Origin of the sequence: Polaromonas sp. YR568, from assembly GCF_943369675.1 — a bacterium.
Taxonomy (GTDB): Bacteria; Pseudomonadota; Gammaproteobacteria; order Burkholderiales; family Burkholderiaceae_C; genus Polaromonas.
This window is the reverse complement of the sequence record NZ_CALROB020000005.1, coordinates 129,384-143,657: the sequence shown is the minus strand read 5'-3', so window position 1 is coordinate 143,657 and position 14,274 is coordinate 129,384. Positions and strand designations below refer to the sequence as shown.

The 14,274-nt window shown below is 66.8% G+C and carries 7 protein-coding genes; 5 read left to right on the top strand and 2 right to left on the bottom strand.

Translation table 11 applies throughout. From position 1 onward, the window contains the following. Positions 1-7 precede the first annotated feature (7 nt). Positions 8-529 (bottom strand): hypothetical protein, encoded by a 522-nt coding sequence (locus ACLV8F_RS04250; RefSeq protein WP_411883002.1) that lies wholly within the window; start codon positions 527-529, stop codon positions 8-10. Positions 530-675: 146 nt separating this feature from the next. Here ACLV8F_RS04250 and ACLV8F_RS04245 point away from each other — a divergent pair, with 146 nt between their 5' ends. Then, complete coding sequence (locus ACLV8F_RS04245) at positions 676-1,647, top strand: LysR family transcriptional regulator (protein WP_411883001.1); 972 nt, start codon at positions 676-678, stop codon at positions 1,645-1,647. Between the two features lie 23 nt (positions 1,648-1,670). Here ACLV8F_RS04245 and ACLV8F_RS04240 read toward each other — a convergent pair whose 3' ends face one another. Further along, positions 1,671-2,306: a response regulator gene (locus tag ACLV8F_RS04240; protein ID WP_411883000.1), complete on the bottom strand. Its 636-nt coding sequence runs from the start codon at positions 2,304-2,306 to the stop codon at positions 1,671-1,673. 113 nt (positions 2,307-2,419) lie between these two features. On the opposite strand from ACLV8F_RS04240, the gene ACLV8F_RS04235 reads away from it, so the two are divergent. The 4 genes from ACLV8F_RS04235 (at position 2,420) to ACLV8F_RS04220 (ending at position 14,195) form a co-directional block, all read left to right on the top strand. Then, positions 2,420-4,243: a hybrid sensor histidine kinase/response regulator gene (locus ACLV8F_RS04235; RefSeq protein WP_411882999.1), complete on the top strand. Its 1,824-nt coding sequence runs from the start codon at positions 2,420-2,422 to the stop codon at positions 4,241-4,243. A 216-nt stretch (positions 4,244-4,459) separates the two neighbouring features. Continuing rightward, on the top strand, positions 4,460-8,017 hold the full coding sequence (locus ACLV8F_RS04230; protein WP_411882998.1) for an autotransporter domain-containing protein: 3,558 nt from the start codon (positions 4,460-4,462) through the stop codon (positions 8,015-8,017). A 132-nt stretch (positions 8,018-8,149) separates the two neighbouring features. After that, positions 8,150-10,921, top strand: coding sequence for an autotransporter domain-containing protein (locus tag ACLV8F_RS04225; RefSeq protein WP_411882997.1), 2,772 nt, complete (start codon positions 8,150-8,152; stop codon positions 10,919-10,921). 502 nt (positions 10,922-11,423) lie between these two features. After that, positions 11,424-14,195, top strand: coding sequence for an autotransporter domain-containing protein (locus ACLV8F_RS04220; RefSeq protein ID WP_411882996.1), 2,772 nt, complete (start codon positions 11,424-11,426; stop codon positions 14,193-14,195). Positions 14,196-14,274 lie beyond the last annotated feature (79 nt).

Sequence of the window (14,274 nt, the reverse complement as noted above, 5' to 3'; positions counted from 1 at the left end):
GAACCGCTTAGATGTAATAGCCGCGGTGATAAGCGCGCGCCAACGAAGGGATGCTGGAAGACGGAGGAAGCTCTGCCTTGAAGGAGGGAGCGGCAGGCACTGCCGCTTCAGCGTCGGCCGAGCGTTGCAGGGCCATTTGCAGGTCGGCCATCACGCGCGGGTCGCTCTTGGCGGCTTGCCAGAGGCGTTGGTCGGCGCGGGCTTCAGCCAGGCTGCGCGACCAGCCGTCGAGGCCGGCTTTCACGCGGGCGGCGACGTTGCGCGCGGTACCGGCAAAAATTGCCAGTGCGGCGAAGGCCACGGCCCACAAGGCAATCCACATCACCAGCAAATGGCCTTCGGTGACGCTGTCCATCACCTGGTAGGCCACCACCATGATGGCGGCCGCAACGGCGGACAGGAGCAGCGTGGCGAGGCCGCGCGTGCCGGAGAAGGCCTGACCGAGCTGGCGTACGGCACCAAAGGCCGACTCAGCACGGACAACGCCGGGGTGCTGTGTGGAATATTTGATATTGACGAAGCTGGTCATGGTGAACTCCCGTTGGTTAACTGTTACCGCTGATCCAATTTGTAGCGGGTAAGGGAATATTAGGGTTATCACTGATGTTATTCAACTTTATCTTTATGATGTGATTCATTCATAACAGTGATAACCTGCGTATTTCCCCTCCGACCATGGCCGCCGAAACCTTCAACCCCCTCAATTTCCGCACCCTGGACCTGAACCTGCTGCGCGTCTTCGACGAGGTCATGGCCGAGCGCAGCCTGACGCGGGCCGCGCGCAACCTGTCGCTGACGCAGCCGGCCGTCAGCAACGCGTTGCGCCGGCTGCGCGAAACCCTGGGCGACGAGCTGGTGCAGCGCAGCGGCCAGGGCATGGCGCCGACGCCGCGCGCGCTGGCCATCTGGCCCGCCGTGCGCGAGGCGCTGCGCCAGCTGCAGGAATCGCTGGTCCCCAATGAATTTGTGCCCGGCACCGCCAACACCACCTTTGTGCTGGCCATGGCCGATGCGACGGCGGCCGAGGTGATGCCCGGCCTGGTCGAGACGCTGGACCAGCAAGCCCCGGGCGTATCCATCCGCGTGGTCCCGCTCACCACGCGCGACCCACGCCGCCTGCTTGACGAAGAGACCTGCGACCTGGCCGTCGGCTACTTTCCCTCGCTGGTGGCCGATTTGACGGCGAGCGAGCAAAGCGGCGAGCCCCTGCCGTTTTCCAACCAGCGGCTCTATGACGGCGAATACGTCTGCGCGATGCGCAGGGACCACCCGCTGGCCACCGGCCCCTTCACGCTCAACAAGTTTTGCGCCGCGCGCCACATGCTGGTGAGTTTTTCGGGCCGGCCCTACGGCTTTATCGACGAATCCCTGGCCTCGCTGGGGCGCAAGCGGCACGTCGTGCTCACCGTCAACCAGTTTTTCACGGCCGGCCGCGTGGTGGCCAACTCCAACCTGCTGACGGTGCTGCCGCGCCACTTCGTGCGCGTGACCGGCATCGCCGAACAGCTGGTGCTGCGCCCCCTGCCCTTCGACGTGGCGCCGGTGCACGTGGACGCCGTGTGGCACCGCCGCTCCCAGCAGCGCAGCGCCCATATGTGGTTGCGGCAGGCGGTGCTGCGCGCCGCCGAAAAGGCGTTTTCCGTCTGAGCGCCTGCCGGCCAGCGCGAAGGCTAGATAAGGCCGGCGCGGATCGCGAAGGCGGTCAGCTGGGCGCTGTTGTGCATACCCAGCTTCAGCATCAGGTTGCGCCTGTGCGTGCGCACGGTTTCACGTTGCAGCAGCAAGCTGGCGGCAATCAGTTTGCTGGACGCGCCCTCCGCCACCGAGCACAGCACCTGCTTTTCGCGTTCGGTCAGCTTGCGCAGCTCGGCCAGCGCGTCGATCTGTGGCGGCCGGCGCAGCGCGGCAATGGATTCCGAAAAGTGCAGGTCGCCTTCGGCCAACGCGCGTATGGCGGCCACCAGCTCGTCCGCCCCGCCGCTTTTGTGCAATGCGCCCTGCGCCGGGCTGGCAAAAATACGTTCAATGTCGGCGCGCTCCTGGCTGCCGGTGATCAAGAGCACGCGCGTCGGGCTCTGCGCCGCCTGCAGGGCCAAGGCCACGGCCACGCCGTCCTCGGGCGGCAGCTGGAAGTCGACCACCGCCACATCGGGCGACAGTGCCAGCGCTTCGGCGATGGCACTGTCGCTGCCTGCCACTGATGCCACCACCTCGATGTCGTCACAGGACGCCATCAACGCAGAAAGCCCCGCACGGACCAGGTCATGGTCGTCGGCCAACAGCAGGCGTATGGGTGTTTGCGTCATGTCGTCCAGACAAGGGAATCAACTACGATCGGCGGGGGCCGGAGGAGCGCATAGCGGGCAGCGCGGGCTGTGCACCACCGGCATCACGCCAACCCAGACGGATTCTACGCACCATGACCTCTGCCCATCCTGTGCTGTTCGAGCAGGTCCAGACGCTGTACAAGCAGTCCACCAGCACCTTCCTTGGCACGCTGCTGGCGGGCACCGTCGCTGCCGTGGTATTGCAGCCTTCCGGCAATGCCGACCCGCTGGCCGGCCAGCTGCTTTGGGGCTGGCTGGGCGCCGTGGTGCTGCTCACGGCCAGCCGTTTTGTCATGGTGCGGCGCTTCTTCCGGCGGGTGTGGGCCGCGCCCGCCCAACAACTGGACATCCACAGCACGCGCCGCGCGGCGCGCGCCTTTGCCACCGGCTCCTTCATGTCGGGGTGCCTCTGGGGCATCCTGGGACTGATGGCGTTTGACCCGCAGGCCTACGTACCCACACTCTTTTTGGGTTTTCTGCTCGGCGGCATGGTCAGCGGCGCACTCGGTTCGCTCTCGGTGTACTACCCGGCCTTCATGGCCTATTCGATTCCTTCGGTGCTGCCGTTCGCCTTGCGCTGCATGACCGAAGGCCCGCGCGAGTTTGCCGGCTTCGGCCTGCTGACGCTGGTCTTTATGCTGGTGTGCCTGGGTTACGGGCGCGGCCTGAACCGCAGCCTGCGCAATTCCATCGAGCTGCGTTTTGAAAATGCCCAGCTGGTGCGCGACCTCGCCGCCGCGCGCGACCGGGCCGAACTGGCCAGCGCCGACAAGACTGCGCTGCTGGCCGCCGCCACGCATGACTTGCGCCAGCCCGCGTATGCGGCCGGCCTGTTCGCGTCAGGCCTCAAAGCCACGCTGGCCAAGGCTTTCGCGGGCAGCAGCCACCCCGCGGCCGTGCCGGCCCAGCGTATGGCCGGCCAGCTGGAAACCAGCGTCATGGCGTTCAACGGCCTGCTCGAAGGCCTGCTCGACCTGGCGCAACTCGATGCTGGCGCCACGGCGCTGGCGGCGTCGCCGCTGCCCGCCGGCGCGCTGCTCGATTCCGTCGCCGGGACGCTGGCCGCCACCGCCGCGCAGCGCAACATCCGGCTGCGCGTGCGCGCCCGCGCTGACCTGTGGGTCAACGCGCCGCCCGACGCGCTGCAGCGCATCGTGCTCAACCTCACCAGCAACGCGATCAAGTTCACCAGCGGTGGCGCGGTGCTGCTGTTTGCGCGGCTGCAGGCCGGCCAGGTGCACATCGGTGTCGTCGACACCGGCCCCGGCATTTCAGAGGCCCACCAGCAGCGCCTTTTCGACGCCTTTGTGCGGTTGCCGCAAGACCGGGAGCGGGCAGGGCTGGGCCTGGGCCTGGCCATCGTCAAGCGGCTGGCCGCGCAGATGGGCGCCCAGGTGGGACTGAAGTCCGCAGCCGGCCGCGGCAGCCTCTTCAGCGTCACCCTTCCTGCGTATGCAGGCGGAGCGCCCCGAACCGGGCTGCCGCAGACAGTAAATGACGCATCGGCCGGCGGCTTCGCCGGCTGGCAAGCCCTGGTGCTTGACGACGACCCGCTGGCGCTGGCCGCCACCACGCAAGCGGTGAGCGAGCTGGGCCTTACGGTGCAGCCGTTTGACAGCGCTGAAGCCGCCCTCGCATGGCTCGCGCAAGCAGGCAATGAAGCCAGCCAGCGACCCCTCCTGCTGGTCACCGACCTCCACCTGAACGACGCCGAAGACCGCGACGGCCTGACGGTGCTCGCTGCCTTTCGTGAGCAACTGCCCGGCCTGCGCGCGCTGGTCGTCACCGGCGAAACCGCGCCGGCCCAGCTGCAACGCATTGCCCACAGCGGCGTGCCCGTAGTGCGCAAGCCCTGCCAGCCGCAGGCGCTGCAATCGGCGCTGCGCGAGGTGCTAGCGGCAACCCGGGATGCGTAAATAGTTCCCGGGCCTGGAGCTGCCCGGCAGTGGTTCTTCGACCTCAATCGTGCCGCAGCCGAATCACTGTGCACGTCAATTGCTATTAATAACATAGCAATTCTGGTCCGGCCGCTGCCGCTCCAAAACGCCATCTAACCCCTTTGCGGTATTTACGGCGGTGCTGCGCCCGCCTTTAATCGCGTGGCACGTTTGCAGTCACGCTTTGTCTGAACCATGAACTTATCCCACCGCAGTCTCTGGAACCCCTCACTTGGCGCCTGGGTCGCTGTGTCTGAAATAACCCGGACGTGTGGCAAGCGCAGTGTCGGTGCCGTGACGCTGGCCCTGGCCTGCTCTTCGGTCGGGGCACAGGTAACTATTGACGGTGGCGCCAGCGAAACCATACCCGGCACCCAGAGCAACCCATGGAACATTGGTGCCCCCCTCACTGTCGGCAATTTCAACACCGGAACGTTGACCGTGTCGAACGGCGGCACGGTCAGCGACACCGTTGGGATCATGGGCTATAACTCCGGATCCACCGGCAATGCCACGGTGACCGGCGCGGGTTCCAGCTGGACCAACACCTCCGACCTCTTTGTCGGCGTGAGCGGCACCGGCACACTGAACGTGCAGGACGGTGGCGCGGTCAGCAATGCTTGGGGTTACCTCGGCTTGGACCCCGGTTCCACTGGTAATGCCACGGTGACCGGCGCGAACTCCACCTGGACCAACAGCGGCCTGCTCATTGTCGGCCGTAGCGGCACTGGCACACTGACCGTGCAGGACGGCGGCAAGGTCAGCAATAGCAGCAACGGCTACCTCGGCTTCAATGCCGGCAGCGTTGGCAATGCCGCTGTGACCGGCGCGGGCTCCGCCTGGACCAACAGCACCACCCTCGATGTGGGCCGCAGCGGCACCGGCAGGCTGACCATCGCGGACGGGGGACATGTATCTGTCGGCAACGGCACCGGCTTACTCAACGTTGCTTTGAACGGCGGCTCCATCGGCGTACTGAACATCGGTGCTGCGGTGGGCAGCGCAGCGCAGGCAGCAGGCACCGTGGCGGCGGGCGAGCTGCGCTTCGGCGCGGGCACCGGCAGCCTGAACTTCAACCACACCGACGCGGCTTATGTGTTTGGCACCCGGATCACGGGTGCCGGCGTGCTGAACCAGGTCGCGGGCACGACTATCCTCACGGGCGCAAACACCTACAGCGGCGGCACCACTGTCAACGGTGGCACCTTGCAGGGCACAACCACCAGCCTGCAGGGCAACATCACCAACAATGCGGCTGTGATCTTCAATCAGGCCGTCGGCGGCAGCTACGCCGGCGGGATGAGCGGTACCGGCACCTTGACCAAGAGCGGCACCGGCACCGTGACGCTATCTGGCGCGAACACCTACAGCGGCGGCACCACCATCTCTGCCGGCACCTTGCAGGTCGGCGACGGCGGCACCACCGGCACCCTCGGGACGAGTTCCGTCACCAACAACGGCTTGCTCAATTTCAACCGCAGCGACACCCTCACTGTTGCCAACGACATCCTGGGTACGGGCAACCTGGCCGTCGCCGGCGGCACCGTCATCCTGTCGGGCAACAACAGCTACGTCGGCACCACCACGGTGGCCGGCGGCGGCACCTTGCAGGTCGACAACGTCAGTGCGCTGGGAAGCACCACGGCCATCACCAACAACGGTTCGCTGGTCTTCAACGCCCTCGGCGTGACGACCGTGACCGCCAACGTGGCCGGCACGGGCAGCCTCACACAGGCAGGCACGGGAACAACTGTCTTCAATGGCGCCAGCACCTACAGCGGCGCAACCAGGCTCTCGGCCGGTACCCTGCAGGCGCTGAATTCCGCCGCCTTCTCGCAAAGCAGCGCCTTCACCGTGAATGCCCCCGCCACGCTCAACCTGAATAACTTTGACGAGAGCATCGGTTCCCTGGCGGGCGGCGGCAGCGTCAATGCAGGAGGAGGCAGGCTGACTACCGGCAGCGACAACACCAGCACCACCTTCAGCGGCGTCATCAGCGGCACCGGCGGCGGCGTGACCAAAACCGGTACCGGCACCTTTACTTTGTCGGGCGTGAACACCTATACCGGCGCGACCACCGTGAACGCCGGCAAGCTGTCGGTCAACGGCTCCACCAGCAACTCTGCCGTCACCGTCAACAACGGCGGCACGCTGGGCGGCAATGGCACGCTGGGTAACACCACCATCGCTTCAGGCGGCATCCTCGCGCCGGGCAATTCCATCGGCACGCTGACGGTCAACGGCAACCTGAGCTTTGCGGCGGGCTCAATCTACCGCGTTGAGGTCGATGCCGCGGGCGCGAATGACCGTATCAATGCCACAGGGACGGCAACGATTAACGGTGGCACGGTTGACGTGCAGGCCGGCGCAGGCACTTACCAGGCCAGCACGCAGTACACCATCCTCAATGCGGCGGGCGGGCGCACAGGCAACTTTGCCGGTGTCACTTCCAACCTGGCTTTCCTCACACCGACGTTGGGCTATGACGCCAACAACGTTTTCCTGACATTGGCCCGCAACGACATCAGCTTCAGCGCCTTGGCGGTCACACCCAACCAGATCGCCACCTCAACCGCTTTACAGAATGCGAACACCGGCGCAACAGGCGATATGAGCACCGTGCAAACCGCACTGGCAGGACTTTCAGCAGCGCAGGCAAGAGCTGCGTATGACTCGGCCAGCGGTGCCGGCATCGTTGCCTTGCGGCGTGCGGGTGCGGGCTTCGCAGCCAGCTTCAGCAGCCAGCTGCGGGGCAGATTGGGTGCGCAGGCCAATGCCACGTCCGGCTTTGCCAATTCATTCACCGGCCGGCCTGTGCTGCTTGCCGCCAACGACCATCTTTCGGATTTGATGGCGCCTGTTTCCGATTCAGCCCCACAGAAGTTCTCATTGGCGAGTGGTGCTTCTGCGTTTTCTTCTTCACCGGACGCCGCAAGCAAAGGCTTGTGGGTGCGCGGCTTCGGCGGGCATGGCAACACCCACGGCGACGGCAATGCGGCCGCCAGCGACCTGCGCAGTTCGGGCCTGAGCATTGGCTTTGATGCTGAAGTGAAGGACGCAATGCGCGTCGGCATGGCGGCCACCGGCGGCACGTCGCGGCTTTCCACCGACAACAACGAAAGCGGCAAGACGCGCAATTCAGCGCTTGCGGTTTACGGCAGCTACGCCACCGGCCCCTGGAACTTCAGCGGCTCAGCCAGCATGGGCTGGGGCAAGAACCACCTGGATCGCAACGTGGTCGTGGGCACTTTGAACCGCGTGGCGTCATCGGACTTTGACAGCAACACGCTGGCGGCCTATGTCGAAGCGAGCTATGCGATCGCGATGAATGGCTGGACGCTGCAACCGCTGGCTGGGCTTGCGCTCAGCAGAAACAAGTCCGACGGCTTTACTGAAACCGGCGCGGGCGCTTTGAATCTGCAAGTCGCAGAACAAACGATCAACTCATCCAAAGCGATGCTGGGCGCCAAGGCCTCCTTCGACGCAGGCCGCATCCGCTTTGAGCCCCGCGTTGTCTGGGCCCATGAGTTCGGCGACCTGAACACGCCGATGACGGCGCAGTTCCAGGGTGCGGCCACGGCCTCACCCTTTCAGGTTTCGGGTGCGGCACTGAAGCGGGACACGCTGATCCTCGGGCTGGGCGCCACCGGCAGTATCGGCAAGGGAATGGACCTCTTCGCCGACGTGCAGGCTGAGCACAACCCGGCCCAACGCAACCTGGCGATACTGGTGGGCGTACGCGGCCGATGGTAGGTTCGCCTGTGCGCAAGCTCTATTACAAATGACATGCACGTGTTGCGCGCGCGGCAACACATGGGCTAAGCTGGCGCCGCCCGTTCCGCGGACCGGGCCATAACAAGCATGCAACCCCGAGGGACCGCCGCCGTGACAACACGCCTGAACTTCCGCCTGCGCCCGCTGAGCGCATCCCTTGTCCTGGCCGGCCTGCTAATGGGGTCCGGCAGTGCGCAAAGCACCGACTGGAACGGCGGCGCCGGCGACTGGAGCACCGGCGCCAACTGGACCGGCGGCACCCCCAACGCCGCGACCGGCGCGCGCCTGACCAATACCAACGACCAGGTCACCCTGACCGCCCCGGGCGCGGCGCAAGCACTGGAAGTGCAGGGCAACGCCGAGGTCATCGTCGGTGGCGGCGGCTCCCTGGCCGTCACCGACATCATCAACCTGGGCACGACTGCCGGCGCCGGCGCCGCCAGGCTCACTATCCAGGGCGGCGGCACAGTGTCGGCCGCGCATCTTTTCGCGGGTGACGCGCCCCGGCAGGGCATTGTCACGGTCACCGGCGCTGGCTCCAGTTTGACGCTCGCGCCGCTCGGTGTGGGGCAGGCAGAGCGTTTTGAGATAGGCGGCAACGGCGCGGGCGAACTGCACATCGACGCAGGCGCGAACGTCACGGTGAACGGCACGCGCACCCTGCATGTGGGCGACACGGCCAACGGCACGCTCTTCATCGGCAGCGGCGCGGGCGCCGGCACGCTGACGGCCGACAGCGTGATCCTGGGCACGGCGGGCTCCTCCGTCCAGTTCAACCACACCGGCACCACGACATTTTCAGCGGCGGTTTCCGGCAACGGCTCGCTGAGCAAGGCCGGGGCCGGCACCACCATCCTCACCGGCGCCAACAGCTACACCGGCGGCACCACGGTCACAGCCGGCACGCTGCAAGGCGACAGCAGCAGCCTGCAAGGCAACATCAGCAACAACGCCGCCGTGACGTTCAACCAGACGGCCAACGGCACTTACGCGGGCCAGATCAGCGGCACCGGTTCGCTGTCCAAGACCGGCGCGGGCACTCTGGTGCTGACGGGCGCCCAGGCCTATTCCGGCGGCACCACCGTGACGGCCGGCACCTTGCAGGGCACCACCGCCAGCCTGCAAGGCAACATCAGCAACAACGCGGCCGTCACCTTTGACCAGACAGCCAGCGGCACTTACGCCGGCGCCATGAGCGGCACGGGCTCTCTCACCAAAACCGGCGCCGGCAAGCTGGTGCTCAGCGGCGTCAACAGCTACAGCGGCGCCACCGCCGTCAATGCCGGCACGCTGTCGGTCAACGGCAGCATCGCCAACTCGGCCGTCAGTGTGAACAACGGCGGCACGCTGGGCGGCAGCGGCACGGTGGGAAGCACCAGCATCGCGACGGGCGGCGTGCTGGCGCCGGGCAACTCCATCGGCACGCTGACGGTCAACGGCAACGTGAACTTCGCGGCCGGGTCCACCTACCGCGTGGAAGTCGACCCGGCCGGCAACAGCGACCACATCAACGCCACGGGCAGCGCCACACTCAACGGCGGCACGGTCGATGTGCAGGCCGGCGCCGGCAGCTATTCGCTGAGCACCCGCTACACCATCCTGAATGCGGCCGGCGGGCGGACCGGGGCTTTTGCCGGCGCCACGTCGAACCTGGCATTCCTGACGCCGTCGCTGGCCTATGACGCCAACAACGTCTTCCTGACCGTGGCGCGCAACAGCGTGAGTTACGCCAGCGTCGGCATCACGCCCAACCAGATCGCCACGGGGACGGCCCTGCAGAATGCGGTGGCCGGGGCCAGCGGCGACATGGGCACCGTGCTGGCCGCGGTCGACAGCCTGTCGGCGCCGCAGGCGCGCGCCGCCTTCGACGCGGCCAGCGGCGCCGGCATCGTGGAGCTACGCCGCGCCTCCGCCGGCTTTGCCGACAACTTCGGCAACCGCTTGCAGGCACGCCTGGCCGCGGTGCAAGGCCGCGGCATGGGCACATTGGCCAATTCCTTCAGCGACCGGCCGCTGCTGCTGGCCGCCAACGGCACGCTGCCCGGGCTGGTGGCGCCGGATGCCGACCGCGGCCTGTGGGTGCGCGGCTACGGCGGCTACGGCAACACCGACGGCGACGGCAATGCGGCCGCCAGCCGCCTGCGCAGCTCGGGCCTGGGCGTGGGCTTCGATGCGGAAGTCGAAGAGGGCTTGCGCCTGGGCGCGGCCGTGACCGGCGGAACGTCGCGCCTGTCCACCGACAACAATGAAAGCGGCAAGAGCCGCGACGCCGCCGTCGCCGTCTATGCCGGCTACACGACCGGCGCGTGGAACTTCAGCGGCTCGGCCGGCATGAGCTGGGGCAAGAACCACATGGACCGCAACATCGCCTTCGGCACAGTCAACCGGGTCGCCAGCGGCGACTTCGACAGCGACACGCTGTCGGCCTACGGCGAAGCCACTTACACCATCGCCCTGGACGGCTGGACGCTGCGGCCGCTGGCGGGCCTGTCGCTGAGCCGCAGCAAATCCGGCGGCTTCACCGAAACCGGCGCGGGCGCGCTCAACCTCCAGGTCGCCGGGCAAACCCTCAACTCCGGCAAATCCCTGCTGGGGGCGACGGCGATCTTTGACACGGGCCGCATCCGTTTTGAACCCAGGCTCGTCTGGGCGCATCAGTTCGGCGACCTCAACAAAACCATGACGGCGCAGCTTCAGGGCGCCGCCACGGCTTTCCCCTTTGAGATCGCCGGCGCGGCGCTCAAGCGCGACACGCTGGTGCTGGGCCTGGGCGCGACCGGCAGCATAGCCAAGGGCATGGACCTCTTTGCCGACGTGCAGGCCGAACACAATTCGGCCCAGCGCAACCTGGCCGTGCTGGTGGGGCTGCGCAGCCGCTGGTAGCCGCGTAGCGCGGGCGCCGCCAGAAGGGCTTTTCCACCTGTCAAAACCAGGCGCTCGCAGGCGCCCGATTGGACCGTGGCGTCGCGAACACTTCCAGCATTGCTACCCTCCTTCCGGCAATAAATGCCGCCACACCTGCCTGACCGGCTTGCGCGGGAATGCCGGCGTGCGCAAAAAAAAGACCTCAAGCCACGAAATGAATTCTTTCGTATTGCTATTTGCCGTTGGCGCATTCCCCAGTTGCCAAACGCCTTACTTGCAAAAAAATGTAACGTAAAGCAAAGTCAAACCCGTTGCCTTGGACTGCAAAGCGGGCTGTTGTGAGTGCCGAAATGACACCAACCCGCCTGGACCACAGGCAGCAGAAACAAATGCCCCGGGGTGTAGCCAGCTGAGCTTGTGCTAACCGAAACGCAATGTTCTCTGGCGGTGCAATTGTCGGAATCTGGACTTCCACAGGCGCAGCCAGAGCTTGATTCCGAGACAGAAAAATGGCTCCTGCATGAATTCGCGCCTTCACTTTTCACCGCATCCGCTCTACCGCGCACTCACCCTGGCCGGACTGACCCTGCTGGCCCCGGCCGCAAGCCACGCCCAGGCCACCGACTTCAGCACGGTGGCCGACCAGGACTGGCACAACGGGGCCAACTGGAGCGCCGGCATGCCCACGGCGGCCAGCGTTGCCCGGGTCCCGATCAACGAACAGGTCGACGTCACCGCGCCCGGCGCCCAAACGGGGACCTTGCAGATACAGGAGTCCGGTCAGGTCGTGGTCCATACCGGAGCCTCCCTTGCGGTGGGCACGCTCCAGATCGGCAGCATGCCCTCGGGAAACACGGCCACCCTGTTGATCGACGGCACGGTCAGCGCCACGCGCGGCAGTGTGGGCGAGGCGGCAGCCGCCGGCCTGATCATCGTTCAGGGGGCCGGTGCGAGGCTGGTCTTGGCGCCGGCCAGCCTGGCCGCGGGCGACCAGTTCGTGGTCGGCAAGAACGGCGAAGGCACCCTCAGCATCCGCTCGGGCGCCACCGTCATCGTCAACGGCTCGCGCACACTGCACGTGGGCGGCGCGGCCAACGGGACGCTGGACATCGGGAACACCAACCCCAGCGGCACCCTGGATGCCGACGTCGTGGTGCTTGGCACCCCCGGCTCCCGTGTCAGCTTCAGCCAGAACGACAGCACCGCTTATACGTTCTCCGCCGCGATCTCGGGCAGCGGCTGGGTCGACGTGACCGGTGCGAGCTCCGCCCCTACAGTCCTGACGGGCGCCAACAGCTATACCGGCGGCACCTTGGTCAGGACCAATGGCCAGCTGACCGGCACCACCACCAGTCTGCAGGGAAATATCACCAACGACGGTTTGCTGACGTTCGACCAGGGCGCCAACGGCAGCTATGCAGGGTCCCTCAGCGGCAACGGCTCCCTGATCAAGCAAGGCACCGGCACGGTAACGCTTTCCGGCACCAGCAGCCATACCGGCGGCACCATCATCACCAGCGGCGGCTTGCGCGGCACCACCGCCAGCCTGCAGGGCGTGATCACCAACCACGGCAGCCTGGAGTTTTCGCAGGCAGGCAACGGGACGTTCGCGGGCGCCATCAGCGGCGCCGGCCCGGTGCTGAAAAGCGGCGCCGGCAACGTCACCTTTTCGGGCACCAACAACTACAGCGGCAACACCGTGGTGAACGGCGGCACGCTGTCGGTCAACGGCAGGCTCGCCAACTCCACCGTGCAGGTGATGAACGGCGGCACGCTGGGCGGCACGGGCTCGGTGCGCAACGCCAACATCCAGGCCGGCGGCACACTGGCGCCCGGCAACTCCATCGGCACCCTGACCGTCAACGGCAACCTCACGTTCCAGGCCGGCTCCACCTACAGCGTTGAAGTCAACCCAGCGGGCGGCAATGACCGCACCAATGCGACCGGCACCCTGACCATCAACGGCGGCGCGGTGAGCGTGCTGGCCGGCGCGGGCACCTACTCGCTGGCCACACGCTACACCATCCTCAACGCCGCCGGCGGGCGCACCGGCGTCTTTGGCGGCGCGAGCACCAACCTGGCTTTTCTCACACCCTCGCTCACCTACGATGCCAACAACGTCTTCCTGACGCTGGCCCGCAATGGGGTGCCCTACAACGCCTTGCCCGGCACGACGCCCAACCAGCAGTCCGCCTCCGGCGCCCTGCAAAACGCCAGCGGCGGCGCGGCCGGGGACATGGCCACGGTGCTCGGCGCCGTCAACAGCCTGTCGGTGGCCCAGGCGCTCGCCGCGTTTGACGCCATCAGCGGGGCGAACCTGGTGGCCTTGCGCCGCGCCGGCCCGAGCTTCGCGGCCGCTTTCGGCGGCCAGCTGCAGTCGCGCGTGGGCCGGAACAGCCAGAGCACGGTCTGCGGCGGTGACGATGTTTCGCGCGGGGCGGCATTGGGCGGGCGCCTGCAGGCCGCCGGGGAAGGCTGCGGCTTCTGGCTGCGCGCTTACGGCGGCAGGCAAAACACCGACAGCGACGGCAACGCCATGGCGAGCCGCCTGGACAGCACCGGCATCAGCGCGGGTTACGACGCCGAAGTGAGCTCCGACCTGATGGTGGGCGGCGCCGTCACGGCAGGTACATCCAGGGTTGGTTTTGATGCTTATGACCAGGGCCGCTCCCGCAGCGGCGCACTGGCGATGTATGCCGGCTACACCGACGGCGCCTGGCGTGTGAACGGCCTGGTCAGCCTGGCCTTTCACAGCAACCATATGGACCGCGGCATCGCCTTCGGGCCCATCGCCCGCATCGCTTCGTCGGACTTCAACGGCAGCACCGCCTCGGCGTATGGGGAGGTGAGCTACGACATCGAGATGCCCGGCTGGACACTGCAGCCCATGGCGGCGCTGTCGCTGAGCCGCAACCGCACCGACGGTTTTACCGAACAGGGCGCGGGCGCGCTCAATTTGGTCGTCTCGGCGCAAAACGTGCGTTCGGCGAAGTCTTTGCTGGGGCTGAAAGCGGGCTTTGAGGTCGGCGGGCTGCGCGTGGAGCCCAGGCTGGTGTGGATGCATGAGTTCGGCAACTACAACGCGCCCATGACGGCGCAGCTGCAGGGCGCCGGCGCGCCTTATCCGTTCCAGGTCTCGGGCGTGGCGCTCAATGCCAACACCCTGGTCGCCGGCGTGGGCGTTTCCGGCCGCATCCATGACACGCTCGATCTCTTCGCCGACCTCCAGGCCGAACACAACGCGCGCCAGCGCAACCTGGCCTTGCTGATGGGCGTGCGGGGAAAGTGGTGAACCGGCGCTATGGTTCCTACGCCACCCGCTTCCCCTCCTTCCTCTCTTGCCCGTCTTCCCGCCCCCCGTACCCACGCCA